At 68.3% G+C, this 18,358-nt stretch carries 6 protein-coding genes; 2 read left to right on the top strand and 4 right to left on the bottom strand.

Annotated elements, in window-relative coordinates; genetic code table 11:
- Window positions 1–5 precede the first annotated feature (5 nt).
- Both CS0771_RS16345 and CS0771_RS39670 read left to right on the top strand, forming a co-directional pair.
- Window positions 6–602: an HD domain-containing protein gene (locus tag CS0771_RS16345; RefSeq protein ID WP_212841785.1), complete on the top strand. Its 597-nt coding sequence runs from the start codon at window positions 6–8 to the stop codon at window positions 600–602.
- 345 nt (window positions 603–947) lie between these two features.
- Window positions 948–2,873 (top strand): glycoside hydrolase family 11 protein, encoded by a 1,926-nt coding sequence (locus tag CS0771_RS39670; RefSeq protein ID WP_371821412.1) that lies wholly within the window; start codon window positions 948–950, stop codon window positions 2,871–2,873.
- Window positions 2,874–2,985: 112 nt separating this feature from the next.
- Here the strand turns inward: CS0771_RS39670 and CS0771_RS16325 are convergent, their stop codons facing one another.
- From CS0771_RS16325 to CS0771_RS16310, 4 genes are all read right to left on the bottom strand, one after another.
- On the bottom strand, window positions 2,986–3,306 hold the full coding sequence (locus tag CS0771_RS16325) for a hypothetical protein (protein WP_212841784.1): 321 nt from the start codon (window positions 3,304–3,306) through the stop codon (window positions 2,986–2,988).
- Window positions 3,291–9,992, bottom strand: coding sequence for a polymorphic toxin-type HINT domain-containing protein (locus CS0771_RS16320; RefSeq protein WP_212841783.1), 6,702 nt, complete (start codon window positions 9,990–9,992; stop codon window positions 3,291–3,293). The genes CS0771_RS16325 and CS0771_RS16320 overlap by 16 nt, the downstream gene beginning before the upstream one ends.
- Before the next feature lie 687 nt (window positions 9,993–10,679).
- A complete protein-coding gene (locus CS0771_RS16315; RefSeq protein ID WP_212841782.1) occupies window positions 10,680–14,216 on the bottom strand; it encodes a LamG-like jellyroll fold domain-containing protein in 3,537 nt (1,178 codons plus the stop codon).
- A gap of 431 nt (window positions 14,217–14,647) precedes the next feature.
- Window positions 14,648–18,193, bottom strand: coding sequence for a LamG-like jellyroll fold domain-containing protein (locus CS0771_RS16310; RefSeq protein WP_212841781.1), 3,546 nt, complete (start codon window positions 18,191–18,193; stop codon window positions 14,648–14,650).
- Between the last annotated feature and the right edge of the window lie 165 nt (window positions 18,194–18,358).

The raw sequence follows: 18,358 nt of genomic DNA, 5'->3' as shown, positions 1-18,358 counted from the left end.
TGCCGATGGCGATTCCCACCGACGAGCAGGTCCGGGCGCTGCACGAGCGCTACGCGCCGAGCCAGGAGGCGTTCGACCTCGTGCACACGCACTGCGTGATCGTCTGTGCGGTGGCCGAGCAGCTGCTCGACGCGCACGGCGCAGGGGTGAACGCCGACCTGGTGCGGGCGGGCTGCCTGCTGCACGACATCGGGGTGTACCGCCTGTACGACGCGGCGGGCCAGCTCGACCACCGCTTCTACATCCGGCACGGCGTGCTCGGGTACGACCTGCTGCGCGAGGCCGGGCTGCCGGAGGTGCTGTGCCGGTTCTGCACGCACCACACGGGTGTCGGGCTCACCGGTGACGACGTGCTGCGGCAGGGGCTGCCGCTGCCGCCGGGCGACTACCTGGCCGACACCGCCGAGGAGCGCCTGGTGATGTACGCCGACAAGTTCCACAGCAAGAGCGACCCGCCGACGTTCGTCTCGGCGGCGGCGTACACCGGCAAGGTCCGCCGGTTCGGCGAGGACAAGGCGGCCGTGTTCGCGGACATGGTGGCGCAGTACGGCGAGCCGGATCTGGCGGTGCTGTCCCGCCGCTTCGGGCACGCGCTGGTGTGAGGTTCAGCCCGCCGAGCACATTGGAAGTATCCCGAAACTTTCGGAGCACCGCTCGCCTCGAACGGTTGCCTGTCTCGTCAGGACGGCGCGAGCATATCCCCTGAACCTGCGGCTGTGTGCCATCAGCGGTCGCCGATAGTTTCCGGAAGTCGTTGACTTCACCATGGCGCCTTACGACGATGCATTCATCGACGAACCCGAGGGCCCTCCGGGCCGTCGACACCAAGACCGGTCTGCCCTCGCGCCGCCGTGCGCCCGGATCGCGATGCCCGTCAGCGATCCGCGCCGCGCCGACGGCATACCCACCCCTGGTCCCCGCCAGGCCCACGAACAGGGAGAGATCTCATGCGCGACGCACCCGCCCGCCCACGCGGCCGGCACGGCCGCGGCAGGCTGCTCCTCGGCGCGGCCTGCGCCGCGGCGCTGGCCCTCACCGGAGTGCTGCCCGCGGTCACCGCTCACGCCGACACGACCGTCACCACGAACCAGACCGGCACCGACAACGGGTACTTCTTCTCGTTCTGGAAGGACAGCGGCAACGTCTCCATGACGATGGGTGCGGGAGGCCAGTACAGCACCCAGTGGAGCAACGTCAACAACTTCGTCGCCGGCAAGGGCTGGAAGCCCGGCACCCGCCGGGCGGTGACCTACTCCGGCAGCTTCAACCCGTCGGGCAACGCATACCTGACGCTGTACGGCTGGACCCGCGGCCCGCTGATCGAGTACTACATCGTCGACAACTGGGGCACCTACCGGCCCACCGGCACGTTCATGGGCACCGTCACCAGCGACGGCGGCACCTACGACATCTACCGCACGCAGCGCGTCAACCAGCCCTCCATCGAGGGCACCGCGACGTTCTACCAGTACTGGAGCGTCCGGCAGCAGAAGCGGACCGGGGGCACCATCACGGCCGGCAACCACTTCGACGCGTGGGCGAGCAAGGGCATGAACCTCGGCAGCCACGACTACCAGATCCTGGCGACCGAGGGCTACCAGAGCAGCGGCAACTCGAACATCACCCTCGCTGAGGGCTCCGGCGGCGGCGGGGGCGGCGGTGGCGGAGGCAGCAGCGGCTGCACCGTCAGCGTCTCCCGGGCCGACGAGTGGTCCGACCGGTTCAACGTCAACCTCGCCGTCAGCGGCAGCAGCGACTGGACCGTGTCGATCGGCCTCAACGGCAGCCAGAGCCTGCAGAGCAGCTGGAACGCGAGCGTCACCGGCAGCACCGGCACGCTGACCGCGCGCCCGAACGGGTCGGGCAACAACTTCGGCATCACCCTCTACAAGAACGGCAACAACACCACCCCGACCGCGAGCTGCTCGGCAGCGGGTGGAGGCGGCGGCACGCCGACGCCCTCCCCCACGCCGACCGGCGGCGGGGGCGGCGGTTCGAGCTGCTCGGCCGGGTACGTCGGGCTGACGTTCGACGACGGCCCCAACTCGGGCACGTCCAACCAGCTGATCAGCACGCTGCGGCAGTACAACGCGACCGCGACGATGTTCCCGACCGGGTCGAACGCGCAGGCCAACGCGTCGCTGATGCAGGCCTACCGCAGCGCGGGGCTGCAGATCGGCAACCACAGCTGGGATCACCCGCACCTGATCAACATGAGTGCGGCCGACATCCAGTCGCAGCTCACCCGCACCCAGCAGGCCATCCAGCAGACGGCCGGGGTCACCCCGAACCTGTTCCGCCCGCCGTACGGGGAGACGAACTCGACGCTGCAGTCGATCGAGTCGCAGCTCGGGCTGCGGGAGATCATCTGGGATGTCGACTCGCAGGACTGGAACAACGCCAGCGCGAGCTCCATCCGGCAGGCGGCGAGCCGGCTCACCAACGGCCAGATCATCCTGATGCACGACTGGCCGGCCAACACGGTCCAGGCGCTGCCGGGCATCCTGCAGGACCTGCAGGCGCGCAACCTCTGCACCGGGCACATCTCCGCCAGCACCGGCCGCGCGGTCGCCCCGTCCGGCTCCGGTGGCGGCGGTGGGGGCGGCGGCGGTAGCTGCACCGTCAGCGTCAGCCGGGCCGACGAGTGGTCCGACCGGTTCAACGTCAACCTCGCCGTCAGCGGCAGCAGCACCTGGACCGTCACCATCCGGCTCAACGGCGGCCAGAGCCTGCAGAACAGCTGGAACGCGTCGGTCACCGGCAGCACCGGCACGCTGACCGCCCGGCCGAACGGCTCCGGCAACAACTTCGGCATCACCCTCTACAAGAACGGCAACAACACGACACCTACGGCGACCTGCGCCGCCGCCTGAGCAAATCGAGGCCGGAGCGCCCGAGAGAAGAGTTCTGCGACCAACACCGACGGAGCGGTACCAGAGATATTGGTACCGCTCCGTCTGACTCGCCCGTCTCCTCAGATACCGGCTATCGCTTTTCGACCTCGATGCGAATAGCCGCTGAACCTTCTTCGAGCCAGCCGCAATAGGTGTCGAAGTCGAAATGACGGCCGTCAGGAACAGCCTCCTGCGCCAGGCTCAAGAGATGCCTGGCGAGGGAGACCAGTCCCGCCGGGTTTCCCGAGATGACCACGGTCTGCTCAGGTGATTCCCATACCTCCGCGCGCAGCACCGTATCGTCGTCCCACCAGGTCCCCACGCCGAGCGCTGGATCGTAGGTCTGGATTTCGACGGTAACCGTCGACCTAGGTCGATCCGCGGCCTCGCCAGCGGTCACGGCAGGTGCCATCCCGGCTCCTCAGGTAGAAAGATGTGAATGTTACTGATCGGACCAGGGCTTCTGACACCCTTTTTAATGGGCTGGCTGTAGGTTTCGAAGTTGATGTGCGGGTTCTGCCTCCGGTGCGCGAGGTCGGCGTCGGTGAGCCGCACCTGCCGAAGACCGTCCTTACTCACGAATCGGCCCCCTCCCTCATCGCGATAGCCGGCGCCCAGGAACTCCACCGCGGTGTCCATCGCATCGTTGGTGGTCATATGGGCGCCATCGCGCAGATTACTCACTCCGCCCGGCACCACGCACGCCGGTCCGGTGTTGTGGACCAGCACCGGCGTATCGCCGGCCAGCACGTAGTAGGTGTGCAGTTCCGCGACCGACAGGTTGTACATGGTCTTCGCGCCGACGAGGTTGTCGACCCGCTGCACGCTGGGCATGGTGCCGTCCCGCGCGAGCAGCTGCTCGCCGGCCACGAGGTCCTTGGCCCGGACCCACTCCTGCCGGGTCTCCGACCAGAACGGGTGGCCCCACGTCGTGTCGATGACGACGCGTTCGCCACGCTTCGTCAACACGGTGAGCAGGGTCAGCTCGCGGTCCTCGTTGACATGGACCTGCTGCACCACCTTGCCCGCGGTGACATCGCTCTCGGGATCGGTGGCGGCGACGACGTCGCCCTCGCGAACGTCTTCGATCTCCTTTGTCGTCCCGTCGGCCAGCAGCACCAGCGTCTTCGGATCGAAGCTGTCCTTACAGCTGGGAAGATTCGGAGCGCCGTCGGTCTTCTTCGCGAGGTCCCCCGCCGCGTCGAGCGCCTCGTCGCAGTGGCGGATGCAGAGTTTGATGCCGTCACCGGCGACCGGGACGAACCCGATGATGGTGGTCCCGACACACAACAGGCTTGGGTCCTGCGCGCATTCGATGACGTCCATCGCGTCGCCGACGCCGGGGAACAGGCTGAACCCGAACTTGAGCATCTCGATCGCGTCCGGGTTGAAGGTGGGCTTCTTCTCCTCCCAGGTCGCGGTGTTGTTCTCGTAGCGGCGCTCGCACTCGCGCGGGCTCATGCCCCACGGGCACGGGCTCCACTTGCGGTCGTCGATCTTGTCGCCCCACGGACCCGGCGGCGGGTGAGACGCGTTGGCGTACTCCTCCATGATCAGGCCGGTCGGGTCGCTGAACGTGACAGGGCTGTTGTTGCTGTAGGAGTAGGCGTTCCACTGCTGCGGGTCGAGCAGGTCCATCACCGGGTCGACGCTGACGAACCGCCCGAGCTTGGCGTCGTACTCGCGTGCGCCGATGTGCACCAGGCCGGTGTTGTCGTTGGTCCCGCCGACGAAGCCCTTGTCGATGGTGGGCAGCCAGCTGCCGACCGTCGAGCCGCGCTGGTTGCCGTACGGGTCCTGCCGCTTGACCGCCACCGCCTGGGTGCCGGCCGCCTGGATCGTGATGTTGGCGCTGTTCTGCCGGTCGGCCACCATCCAGGTCAGCACCGCGTTGCCCGACAGGCTGCTGGCGCGGCTGGCGATGTTCATGCCGGCCCAGGAGTAGTACCGGGTACACGAGATCACCAGGCTGCCGGCGGTGTCGACCCGGAGCTCCTGACCGGGCAGGTAGAGCGTCTTGCCCTGCGGGTCCTTGCGGATCAGCCGGGCACCGTCGGCGTCGTAGATGTAGCTCGTGGTACCGGTGGTGTCGGCTGACGACGCGGCCCGTCCCTCGGCGTCCCAGGTCACGACCTGGCTGCCGCTGCCGCTCGGGCAGGTGTTCAGCGCCGTGCCAGCCGGTCGGCATCGGGTGTTGCCCGTGCCGTCGTAGCTGTAGTTGGCGGTGGTGACATTTGCCGCATCGGTGGTACGCAGCAGGGTGTGCGGCTGCGCGGCGGTCGGCGCCGGGTAGACGTACTTCGTGGTGACGTCGCCGCCCGCAGTGTGCTTGACCTGCTTGGTGCGGTTGCCGCCGCCGTCGATCTCCCAGCTCAGCCAGTACTTCTCCACGCCGCCGACGGCGGAGAAGGCCTGCGGGACGGCCCCGCAGTTCCCGGACGCCAGCGTCCAGGCCTCCTTCAGCCGGCGCAGGTAGTCGTGCGAGAAGCACTGCGTCTCCACGCCCGCCACCGCCGAGGCCTCCGCCACCTGGGTGACGGTGCCCGCGTCGTCGTAGTCGAGGCTGACGTCGGACACCGACGTCGGTGCCGTGTCCCGGGTGGTCCACACCCGGTCCAAGCGCCTGGTCTCGGCGTCGAAGTAGTGGCCGATCTGCACCTGTGGATTGGTCGTCAGGTCACGCAACGTGATCACGCCGAGCTCGCCGTGCTCGGTGTAGGTCGTGTCGGTGACCAGCCAGTCCGTCGCCCCGACGCTGAGCTTCTGCGGAGCGCCGTTGGCGGTGTAGGTCGTGGTCTGCGTCTCCCAACCGAGGTTGTAGCCGCTCGCCGAGCCGATCGCGGGCAGGCGGACGCTCGCCGGCGCGCCGTTGGCCTTGTATCCGTAGTCGTAGAGGTAATCACCGGCAAGCCCGACCTCGGTCGCGGGGATCGAGATCTTCCGCTGCGAGGGGGTGCCGAACGAGGACAGGGCGGTGATGGTGTTGGTGTACGCCGCACCGGACTCGCCGCCGACGTAACGGGTGGACGAGGTGAGCATGCCCTTGGCGGTGGCCAGCCCGTCGTACTCCCACTTCGCCAGCCGGTTGGCGGCCGTCACGGTGCCCTGGTACAGGCCCGTCTTACGGCCCAGCGTGTCGTAGGTGGTGCGCACGGTCACCGCAGGTACGCGGCTGTCGGTGACGCTGGTGACCCGTCCCGCATCGTCGTAGGTCGTGGTCGTGGTGCCCTTGTCCGGGTCACGCGCCTCGATCTGGCGGGCGAGGATGTCGTACTCGTACTCCCACTTGGTGCCCAGCGAGTTGGTGACCCGCTTGAGGTTGCCCTTGAGGTCGTAGTCGTAGGCCGTCTCGTCGTAGGTCGACGCCGGGGTGGGGCCGTGGTGCTGGCGGATCTTCGTCACCCGGTCCTGCACGTCCCGGACGGTGGTGACGGCCGTGCCGCCCGTGGGCGGAGTGACCTCGATCCGGTCAGCGGACGGGTAGCGCGTGGAGGTGCGCCACTGCTCGGCGAGCTTGGAGTAGCGGATCTCCTCCGTCTTGCGGCCCGCGCTGTCGTACTGGGTCTTGGACCAGATCTCCAGGTTCTCGAAGTCCGACTCCGGGTGCGGCGAGAACGTGCCGGACGGCGCCGACGCCACCGGGTACGGACCGAAGGTGCGCCAGGTCCGGCCAGCGGTGTCGAAGAAGACGTCGGTGACCATGGCACCGGCCGTCCCGTTGGCCTTGACGGCCTGCGTCTGCCGTTCCCGCATCAGGCCGTCGTAGTGGATGAACGCGCTGATCATGGTGCCGTTGGGGCTGAGCGTCCTGGTCTCCACCACCGACGGTGCGGTCTTGGAGATGCTGTAGAGGTACCAGGCGCTCGGGGTCGAGCCATACAGGGCCTTGGACCGGCCCGGTCGCCAGACCTTCTCGGTCCGGCCCAGCGGGTCGTAGGTCACCTCGGTGCGGCGGCCGTTGACGTCGACCTCGAGGGTGGGAGCACCCCACGCCGGCTCGAGCGTGCTGGTCGCCGTGCCCAGCGCGTCCGTCTCGGACATGGACGTCACCGGGCCGTCGGCGGCCGGCGTGTACGCCACCGTCACGTGCTGGTTGTCGACGTCCCAGGTGTCGGTCTTGCGGCCGTAGTCGTCGTAGGACGACCGGGAGGTGGTCAGCGGCACGAACGCCCCGCTCACCCAGTCCTTCAGCGAGTCGACGCGGGTCACCTCGCCGACGGTCGGCATCTCGTCCCAGGCGTGGTCGTCGTAGAACGACCGGACCTCGCTGACGATCTCGTCCTTTGTGAACGTGCGGTTGGGCGTGAGCGCGTCCGCGCACGTCAGCGCCCACATGCGGACCCGCGACGGCAGCACCATCAGGTGCGCGCCGGTGTTGCGCTTGTAGTCCGTCGCGGTGCAGCGCTCGTCGCCGGTCTTGGCCAGATCACCGAAGCTGCTGTCGGAGACCACCATGCCCAGCGAGTCGTACGTGGTGAGCTTGCGCGTCACCCGGTCCGACGACGGCTGGGTGTCGAGCTGGGCCCACGTCCAGGTGTCGGAGGTGTTGACGAACCGGGCGTGGATGGTCTGCCCGTCGATCGTGCGCGACGCCGTCGAGGCCGAGCGCCACGGCTTGGTGACCGTGCCGGAGATCGGGCTGCCGGTGGGCGAGTCGTAGACGATGTTCTCCAGCTTCTGGCCGGCGAACTCGTCGTAGTCGTAGACGGTCTCGGTGGGGTACGCCGCGGCGATGAGCCCCTTACTGTCGGTCAGTGTGACGGTGTCCGTGCCGCCCGACGGGGACGTCTTGTCGCCGTGCAGCCCTCGGAAGTACTTCGCGTCGGTCCTGGTCTGGTCCGCGCCGTCACCGATCAGCGTCCGCACCGTGCCGTACCCGCGGAACTGGTTCCAGGTCCGGTACTTGTCCTTGGTGAAGGCGCTGTCCTCGGCGTAGCGCCAGGCCGCCCCGCCGACGTACTCGTAGCGGGTGATCTTCGGCGGCGAGGCCGCGGCACCGGTGACCACGGTGTCGGACTCGGTCACCTGCGCCACGACGTACTTGTGGAACCAGTCCGTGATCTCCTGGCCGGGCGTGCCGCCCAGGTCCTCCGGCGTCCAGCGCACCGGATAGCACCGCTTGGTGTTGGTGTGCGCGGTGGGCAGCGCCCCGGCCACGCACTCGTTCGGCGCGTACGTGATGCCGATGACGCCGCCGGTCTCGGAGTTGATCGCGGCCATGCGTGCCCAGTTCATCGGGCGCAGGCCGTTCTTCAACGCGGTGTCGACGCGGTTGGGCAGCATCACCGGGTCGAAGTCGATGTCGGGCAGCGCCACGCTGACCGGCGTGCTGGGAGTGCCGCCCACGTGACCGCTGTGCGAGATGTGCTCCAGCCACATGCCGGCCTTGGTGCCGTCGCCCGGGTCGGGGAACGAGTGCGTCAGCCCCCACTTGTCGACGAGCTTGTGCGCGCTGTTCGCCGCATCCCAGACCCAGGTCGTGACCTCACGCAGCCGGCGGGTGGACCAGAACGACGGACTGTGGTTGTCACACGGGGACGCCGTGCACTCCAGGTCCCACGGGGTGTCCGGCCAGTTGTCGTCGTGGGTGGCGCAGTTGCTCAGGCACCGGTCGCCGGTCTCGAACTTGACCTGCGCCGGCACCGGCTTGGCGGTGAAGACGGTGTCGGTCTTGACGTTGTTGACCAGCGTGCGCTGGTGCGTGCCGTAGTCGATGCGCTTGAGGTACGCGTCGCGGGTGTAGCTGTGCAGGTCCGTGGTGGACAGGTTCATGCCGTACTCGTTGGCGTCCTTGCCCCACCACAGCGACATGGTGTTGCCGTGGGTGTCCACGACGTAGTCCAGGTTCCAGCGGTAGGCCTGCAGGCAGTCCGAGGACGTGTAGCCGGAACTGGAGTAGCAGGGGTCGGCGGGGTGGTTGCCGAACACGGGCACGGTCTGCACCGAGTTCGTCTCCGGCTTGCCCGCGGTCCAGCCCTGCAGGCGGTTCAGGCCGAAGTAGTACTTCGTGCCGTTGGTGGTGGTGACCACCCAGTGCTCACCGGAGTCACCCGGCGAAGGCGACGTGCCGGGCGCGGGACCGGCGTCGCCGTTCGAGGCGCCGTACTTCAGCTCGACCTTCGAGCCGTCCTCGGAACGCCCGTGCCACAGCTTGTCCGTCGAGTTGTAGAACAGCTCGGTGGCCCGGCCGTTCAGCGACAGCGTCGCGTTGCTGCCGCGCCAGCACAGGTCGCTGGTCTTCTGGGTGTTGTTCGGGGCGGGCGTGCCCTCCATGTCCTCGCTGCAGCCGATGTAACGGCGCTCGATGAAACCGGGTGCCCAATCGAAGCCGATGCCGGCCCAGGACGGCTGGTTGTTGGTCGCGGCCATCTGGCCATCGACAGCCTGGGAGGAGTACGCCAGGCTCACGTTCGGCGATGGTCCGCCCAGCGACGGGGGCACCCGCAGCCCGTAGTTCCAGGAGAAACCGCCCGAACTGCCGCCGGCCGACCAGGTGGCCGAAGCCGCCAGCGGGGTCGCCCCGAAGTCGCCCGAGCCCGACGACGCTTCCGATCCCGCCGAGAGCGCCACCATCGTGCCCGCCGCGGACATCGGCACGGTCGCGGTCAGCGTGTCGCCGCTGCGCGACGTCGCCAGCGGCTGCGCGTCGCACGACTCAGGGCCGCAATCATTCGACAGCGCGGTCAGCCGCAGGCGGTCGGACCAGTCCGCGCCGTACGCCGACTTGAACTGCGAGATGTCCAGCGACACCACGACCGAGCCGGCCGTCGCACCGCGGGTCGGCGACACGCGCACCAGCACGTCACGGCCGGCCGCCTTGGCGGCCGCCCGATCCAGCACCTCGGCGCGTACCGCGTCCGGAGAGCCGGTCGTCGCGGTCAACGAGACGGGGGTGCCTGCGGCGCGCACCCGCTGCGCGGGCTTGGGCAAGGGCCCGTCGACCCGGGCGAGCACGCCGGTCAGCCGACCCTGTCCCTGAGGCAGCTCCACGACCGCGGAGCGGGCACTCGGCCAGCGCGCGGCCTTCGGCTGGTGCTGGCGCACCTCCGGCTTCTGCCGGGCCGACGCGGGACTACGGCCGACGGCCACGTTCGCCATCGGCGCGATCTGCTGTCCGGATGGTGCGGCGGAAGCCTGTTCCGGGATGGTCAATCCCGATACCGCGGTCAGCGCGGCCAGACCCATGACAGCGCATAGCCGCCATCGCCTCCGGCCGCCTATGACCCTCGTCAACGACTGATGGTGACTCACTCAGACACTCCTCGTGACCCGATTACGACGTGGTGCTCCGCGCCGATGTGACCTGGCGGGTCCGGTGGTCTGTAAAAGGGCGAGCGCCGCCGACGGCGGCAGGCGGCATCGCAGCCGCCATGCCGTCCGGCATGTGTCTTACCCCCGTGAGACGCGGACCTTCGCTCGGCAAAGGACGCTTGGTGCGGCACGCTAAGTCATCGGCCCGCCGTTCGCTGCCCCGCCGCTTCGGGTGCCATCGCCGTCACGATGCGCCATTGATCGTCGCCTGTCGATCATTGATCGACCTACATCAGGCGCTCTGACGCACAGTGATGGAACGCCGTGCCCGCCACCGACGCCGCATCGGGGATGTGATCTGAGCCACTGTCGGCAACGAAGCGAGCGAGGTGGAACACCTAGTGACAATCAGTTCATTGAGGTGTTTTGTGCACGAAACGCTGTCCCTGCCGACCGAGGGCTGGGCCGCGTCGCAGCCCAGCCCTCGGTCTCAGTCGGCCACCCGTGGAGGTGGCAGCTCACGAGGCCCGCTTGTCAGAGCTCACCGTTCGAAGTCCGGTACAGGCGCCCCACCATGTCCTGGGTCAGCACGCCCTGGAACACGCGGATCTCGTCGATGCCGCCGGAGAAGTGGTTGGTCTGGGCACCTCCGTACAGGCCTCGGCCCACCGAGAACACGCCGCCCGCCTGCCAGGGCTGGACCCGCACGCCCGGCGCGGACTCCCGCATGGTGGCGCCTTGCAGCACTCCGTTCACGTACAGCTTGATCCGGCCGGAGCCGGCGTCGTACGTACCCACGAGGTGGTCCCAGGTGCCGATGTCCCCCGACGACAACGGGTTCACCGATTTCGTGAAACGGGTGGTCGATGTGGCCAGGTCCGTGTCCTTCAGTGCGAATGCCCAGTAGGTGCTGCCACCGACGTCACGGGTGCCCAGGTACAGCCCGGACACGTCCGTGCCGTCCTGGCCCACGGCGTACATGTTGTCGCCGCCGATGCGGTGCGGGTTCACCCAGACCGACACGCTGAATGACTGGTCCGTCCGCAGCACCGGCCTGTCCGCGAAAAGCGACAGCGGCACCTCCACCGCAGGGTCCCAGTTGAGAAGCGCCGCACCGCCGTCCTCGGCTTCGGCCTGACCGACCATGATCGGGTGCCCCGTCCCCCACCACAGAGGGTCGTCCGACTGGGGGACCCCGATGTCCAGAGCTTCGCCGGCGAAACCCCGCAGGTCGAACGGCATGGTGCTGACGGGCTTGCCGACCGTGTCCATCAGGGAATGGTCGAGGTCCCACGAAGCGCGCTCGGCGACTGCCAGCGCCCCGATCTCGCGCGGGTCGAGCGTCCGCTGCCACACCGCGACCTCGTCGATGTCACCGGCCCACGAGTTGCCGTTTGATCGACCGATACGGAACTCCCCGCCGATCTGGTTGAACGCCACGACGTCACTCCGGGATGCCTCCAGCTGACCATTGACATACAGCCGCGACGTAGCGGTGGCCCCGTCGAAGGTGCCTACCAGGTGGGTCCAGGCGCCCAGCGAAGGCACGGCGACCGACGACAGCCCTTGCCAGCTGAAGCCGGATGCGTTCGGGTCGCTCCCGTTCGGCATGAGGAGCTGCCAGCGGTCGTTGCCGATGTGGTATTTGATCAACATCGACGGGCTCGCGCCGCTGCTCAGCTTCGCCGCCACCACACGGTCGGTGCTCTTGTCGGTCAGCTTCACCCACGCCGCGACGGAGAAGCTCCGGGTCGTGTCGATGGGCGTGTTGACAGGGGCGGCGTACGAGGTGGTGCCGTTGAACGTCCACGAGGTGCCGAAGTCGCCGAAGCCGTCCGCCGACTTCGTCATCGTGTTCATGATGGCGTTGAAGTCGGTGGTCTGGTCAGCGAGCTGGGTGTAGTTGGCCGGCTCGTTCATCTTCCAGTGGGCGAGAGCGGCCGGCGCGGACGCGACGTTCGTGAGGTAGAGCTTGCTCTTCGTCGACCAGCGTGGCGGGTTGGCCGAGTCGGCCATCTCGACGGTGATGGCCCATTGACCGCCCATGTTGAGCGAGGCCAGGGTGTCCGAGCCGTCGCCGTCGTCGAACGGCGGGGCCAGCTCCACCTCAACCGAGGCGCCGGGCGTCGGGGTGGGGACCTCCACCCAGTTGGTGGTCACGCCGCGGTAGGAGTACTTGTACCGGTACTTGCTGATGTCGGTCTCGCCGTTGGCCGTGAAGCGGAACGTGCTCGACACACCCGGTCCGCCGCCCGTGCCGTCCTCGGGGTAGATCTTGGTGCTGGTGCCGGGCAGAGTGTCCAGCGCGGTCACCAGGGGAGCCTTGGCAGGGCTGCCGTTGTCGACGTAGAACTCGCAGATCGCCGACCAGGCGCCCTCGTTTTCCTGGTCCCAGCCCTTGACCTGGAAGTAGTAGGTGTGGAACTCCTGCAGCACGAACCCGGCCGGCAGTGAGGCGGTCGCGGTCTGGGCGCCGCCGCTCTTGGGCTGGGTGACTGTCGGGCTGGTCACCGTCGGCGTGGCCGGCAGCGCGCTGCCGAGCTCGGCGACGAAGAACCGGGCGTTGAGGCTCACCGCCTCGGCGGCGGAGTCCGGGTCGGAGACGTTGGCCGTCAGCTGGATCGGGGTGACGGTGCTGGCGATCGTCGGCCGGGAAGCGCCCGTCGCGCAGGCCTTGCCGCCGATGGTCAGGCCGGTGGGCGCCGCCGGGGGGCGGTTGTAGTTCAGCGACACGTAGGGGTCGTTGGCCGTCTCCATGGAGTCGAACTTCTTCCAGCTGTCCTGGCTCGCCGTGCTCTTCGCCGCGATCTCCAGGCTGTTGGAGCTCGACCCGCTGTTGAACGCCGTCTGGAACGACTCCGTGACCGTGTTGGTCACCCACCCGGCACCGCAGCCGGAATATCCCTTGGTCAGGTCGGACTCGCCGTTGAACTTCTGCCGTTTCGGAGGGCTCGTCCAGCGGACGGCACTGGTCACCGGGTCGGTTCGCCACACCTGCCAGTAGTTGGGACGGCACGAGAAGGAGTGGATGTTGTACAGGTACAGCGTCGCCGACAGCACGTTGGCGCCCGCGTAGCCGCTCAGGCTGTTGAACCGCAGGTGCGAACGGGCGTAGTAGGCCTTGCCCCCCTCAACTACGTAACCGAGCTTGAGCAGGTTCGCGCCCGACTGGTCGCTGGTGTACGAGTTCTGCGTGAACGTGTCGAAGTCCGCGTACTCCGTCACCGTCGGGTCGATCGTCACCGGGTACACCGTCTTCGGATCGGCGAGGAACTTCGCGTCGGGCACCACCCGCATCGACGCACCGGCGGTGGCTCCTTCGACGGCACTGCGACGTGCGGACGGCTTCTCCACCGTCACCCCGACCTTCGCCTGCACCAGCGGATCACCCGATCGGGGCGACACCCGGGCGTCCCACATCTGCGCCGCCGGGGCCCAGGCGACCACCGCATTCGACTTGTCACGCAGCTTCACCGCGCCCTCGCCGGTGTGCTCTGCCGCGAGCCCCTCCGCACGCCACGGCATCCGCACCTGCGCCACCCGCGACGCGGCACCACGGTTCTTCACCACGAGGAAGTACTCGAAGCCCAGCCGCGTCGACTCCACCACCAGGTCCACACCCGGCATCGCGTCGGCATAGGTCGCCTTCGTGCCCGACAGCGACGGCTCAGGAAGCACACCCTCCCAGCCCACCGCGATCTCATGCCCCTTCGACACGAACCGCGCCAGATCCCGCGAACCAGTACCTTTACCGGCCAGCACCAGCCCACGCGGGTGCGCCTTCGGCGCGATCGAACCGTCCGGACGCCGGTACAGATTCAGATCGACATCGACCCAATCACCTTGGCCGTTGCGGAACCGCGTCGGACCACCATGGATCTCCGCCGTGAACGAACCATCCGGGTTCGCCACCACCGACTGCGACTCGGTCACCGACTCCGGCACCGTCACCGGCACCCCACGCGCCTTCGCCAGCTCCGACGCCCGCGACTCCGGCGACAGAGCCACCTCCGCCGCAGCCGCCGACACCGGCACCCCCAGCACACCCAACAACAGCAGACCGGCCGACACCGCACCGACCAGCCGCCCACGGCCACGGCCACGGCCACGGCCACGAGAAAACACAAAGCCCGATCGGCTTCGCGACATGAAATCCACCTCTCCACGAAGAGTCTGGAGCGGCACGCTAAACCAGTTGAGCCCATCCCGCTGTCCCTCAGCTGCACGGACTGCCAGCGCCAGGGTATATTACATCGAGCAGTCCCAATTCCATCATCGGCGCGATTAGGAACGACTACATTGCGTGACAGAGGCGGAAGGCCAAGGTGCTGGCGAAGCGACGCTGTGACATGTACCACTGCGAACTCGTACTCGTCGGCCAACGGGAATGCGGCTGCTGGCTGAGGGCATCCGACGACAGAGGGCTGGTCCGCAACACGGCCCAGCCCTCTGTCGTCTCTTCATGGTGCCGCCCCGCTGTAGCGGGTCGCCGGATCAGCCTGTCAGAGCTCCGTGTCCGTGGCCCGGTGCAGGCGCTGCACCATGTCCGGCGTCAGTACGCCCTGGAAGACGCGGACCTCGTCGATGCTGCCGGAGAAGTAGTCCGCCGCGGCACCCTGGTAGAAGCCGCGGCCCAGCGACAGCGCACCATCCGCCTGCCACGGCTCGACCAGCACGCCGGGGGCGGACTCCCGCTTGACGGAGCCCTGGAGCACCCCGTTGAGATACAGCTTCATCATTCCCGAGCCGGCGTCGTAGGTGCCGACCAGGTGAGCCCACTTGTCCACGTCGGCCGGCGTCAACGGCGCGGCGGACCTGGGGTAGCGGGTGGTCGAGGTGTAGAGGGGCGTGTCCTTCATCGCCAGCGACCAGTACCAGTTCCCATCGGTGGCTTGACGCGTGCCCAGGAACAGCCCGGACACGTCCGTGCCGTCCTGACCCACGGCCGTCATGTTCTGGCCGTCGACTCGGTGCGGCTTGACCCAGGCGGACACGCTGAAGGACTGGTCGGTCCGCAGCACCGGCCCGGTCGTGCCGAGCGACAGCGTCTGAGGCAGGTCAGGGCTCCAGTTGAGGTGCGCCGCGCCGGCGTCCTCGGCCTCGTCCGGCCCGATCATGAACGGGTGCCCGGCCTCCCACCACGTCAGGTCTTCCGGCATGGGAGTTCCGGGACCCTGGGCAGCATGCTCGACGTACAGCTGGACGTCGAACGGCGCGGCGCTGACCGGCTTGGCGACCGCGTCCGTCAGCGACTGGTCGAGGTCCCATGACGCCCGCTCGGCCACTGCCAGCGCACCGACCTCCCGCGGATCGAGGACTCGCTGCCAGACGGCGACCTCGTCCAGATCACCGGGCCAGAACGTGGAGCCCGACTTGCCGATCCGGAACTGGCCGTTGTAGTTCCAAGGTGCGAGGCCGGTCGTGGTCGCCTCCAGGGTGCCGTTGACGTACAGGCGCATCGTCCCGGCGGGTGCGTCGAGGGACGCCGCGAGGTGGGTCCAGGCGCCGAGCTTCGGTGCCGTGGTGGAGGTCGCCCGCACGAACCCGAATCCGGGCGCGGTCGAGTCGCTCGTCGTCGGGATCTCGAACTGCCACCTGTCTACCGACGACTCGTACTTCAGGTACAACGAGGCGTAGTCGGCGCCACCGGTCTCGGAGAGCAGCACGCGGTCGCCGCCGCCGCTCTTGGTGGTCATCTTCGCCCAGACCGAGACCGTGAAGCTGCGCGACGTGTCGAGCGGCGACGTCGCCGGTGCGGCGAACGAGTTCGTGCCGTTGAAGGTCCACGAGGTGCCGAAGTCGCCGAACCCGTCAGCCGATTTCGTCATCGTGTTCAGGTTGGCGGGGTAGTTTCCGGTCTGGTCGGCGAGCTGGGTCGCGGTCGACGGCTCGTTCATCTTCCAGTGCGCCACCGCCGCCGGGGCGGGGGTCACCATGGTCGTGTACACCTTCTGCTTCTGCGACCAGCGGGGCGGATTGGCCGAGTCCGCCATCTCGACGGTGATCGCCCACTGACCGCCCATGTTGATCGAGGACAGGGTGCCCGAGCCGTCGCCCTCGTCGAACGGCGGCGCCAGTTCGACGTCCACCGAGCCGCCCGTGGACGCGGGCACGACCTCGACCCAGTTGGTGCTCACGCCGCGGTAGGAGTACTTGTACCGGTACTTGCTGATGTCGGTCTCGCCGTTGGCCGCGAACCGGAACGTGCTCGACACGCCCGGCCCGCCACCCGTGCCGTTCTCCGGGTACACCTTCGTCGAGGTGCCCGGCAGGGTGTCCAGCGCCGTCACCGCCGGTGCGACGGCGGGACTGCCGTTGTCGACGTAGAACTCGCAGACCGCCGACCAGGCCCCCTCATGCTCCTGATCCCACCCCTTGACCTGGAAGTAGTAGGTGTGGAACTCCTGCAGCACGAACCCGGCAGGTAGCGAGGCGGTGGCGGTCTGCGCGCCACCGCTCTTGGGTTGCGTCACCGTCGGGCTGGTCACCGTCGGCGTGGCCGGCAGCGCGCTGCCGAGCTCGGCGACGAAGAACCGGGCGTTGAGGTTCACCGCCTCGGCGGCGGAGTCCGGGTCGGAGACGTTGGCCTTCAGCTCGATCGGCGTCACGGTGCTGGCGATGGTCGGACGGGACGCGCCCGTGCCGCACGTCTTCCCACCGATCAGCAGCGACGTCGGGGCAGCCGGAGGACGGTTGTAGTTCAGCGACACGTACGGGTCGTTGGACGCCTCCATCGAGTCGAACTTCTTCCAGCTGTCCTGGCTCGCCGTGCTCTTCGCCGCGATCTCCAGGCTGTTGGAGGCCCAACCGCCGTTGAACGCCGTCTGGAACGACTCCGTGACCGTGTTGGTCACCCAGCCGTCGCCGCAGTCGGAGCTGTACCCCTTGGTCAGATCGGAGGTGCCGTTGAGGACGTATCGCTTCGGCGGGTTGGTCCACCGCACCGAGCTGGTCACATTGGCGGTCCGCCACACCTGCCAGTTGTTGGCCCGGCACGAGAACGAGTGCCAGTTGTACAGGTACAGCGTCGCGGACAGGACCTTCGCGCCCGCGTAGCCGCTCAGGCTGTCGAACCGCAGGTGCGAACGCGCGTAGTAGCTACCGCCATCGACTACGTAACCGAGCTTGAGCAGCGTCGCCGCCGACTGGTCCGAGCTGTACGAGTTCTGCGTGAAGGTGTCGAAGTCCGACTTCTCGGTGACGATCGGGTCGATCGTCACCGGATACACCGTCTTCGGATCGTTGAGGAACGCCGCGTCCGGCACGACCCGCATCGACTCCCCGGCAGAGCCTCCCTCGACCGCGCTACGGCGGGCCGACGGCTTCTCGACCGTCACCCCGACCTTGGCCTGCACGAGCGGGTCACCGGATCCGGGCGACACCCGCGCGTCCCACATCTGCGCCGCCGGAGCCCACGCCACCACGGAACCCGCGTTGTCGCGCAGCTTCACCGAACCCTCGCCGGTGTGCTCAGCCGTGAGCCCCTCCGCACGCCACGGCATCCGCACCTGCGCCACCCGCGACGCGGCACCCCGGTTCTTCACCACGAGGAAGTACTCGAAGCCCAGCCGCGTCGACTCCACCACCAGGTCCACACCCGGCATCGCGTCGGCATAGGTCGCCTTCGTCCCCGACAGCGACGGCTCCGGCAGCACACCCTCCCAGCCCACCGCGATCTCATGCCCCTTCGACACGAACCGCGCCAGATCCCGCGAACCAGTACCCTTGCCGGCCAGCACCAGCCCACGCGGGTGCGCCTTCGGCGCGATCGAACCGTCCGGCCGCCGGTACAGGTTCAGATCGACATCGACCCAGTCACCCTTGGCGTTGCGGAACCGCGTCGGACCGCCGTGGATCTCCGCCGTGAACGAACCATCCGGATTCGCCACCACCGACTGCGACTCGGTCACCGACTCCGGCACCGTCACCGGCACCCCACGCGCCTTCGCCAGCTCCGACGCCCGCGACTCCGGCGACAACACCACCTCCGCCGCGGCCGCCGACACCGGCACCCCCAGCACACCCGACAACAGCAGACCGGCCGACACCGCACCGACCAGCCGCTTTCGGCCACGAGAAAACACAAAGCCCGATCGGCTTCGCGACATGAAATCCACCTCTCCACGAAGAGTCTGGAGCGGCACGCTAAATCAGAAGCACGCATCGCGCTGTCCCCACGCAGTAGCCTGACGACGCAGAATGAACCCCCTTCC

Source organism: Catellatospora sp. IY07-71 (genome assembly GCF_018326265.1).
In the GTDB taxonomy this organism is placed as follows: Bacteria; Actinomycetota; Actinomycetes; order Mycobacteriales; family Micromonosporaceae; genus Catellatospora.
Note: the sequence above shows the minus strand (reverse complement) of the source record. Positions and strands in the feature narration are given on the sequence as shown.

Excerpts from the sequence above, each read along its gene's own strand:
- CS0771_RS39670 (WP_371821412.1), top strand. The coding sequence starts at position 948 with ATGCGCGACGCACCCGCCCGCCCACGCGGCCGGCACGGCCGCGGCAGG.
- CS0771_RS16325 (WP_212841784.1), bottom strand. The coding sequence starts at position 3,306 with ATGGCACCTGCCGTGACCGCTGGCGAGGCCGCGGATCGACCTAGGTCG.
- CS0771_RS16345 (WP_212841785.1), top strand. The coding sequence starts at position 6 with ATGGCGATTCCCACCGACGAGCAGGTCCGGGCGCTGCACGAGCGCTAC.
- CS0771_RS16320 (WP_212841783.1), bottom strand. The coding sequence starts at position 9,992 with ATGGCGAACGTGGCCGTCGGCCGTAGTCCCGCGTCGGCCCGGCAGAAG.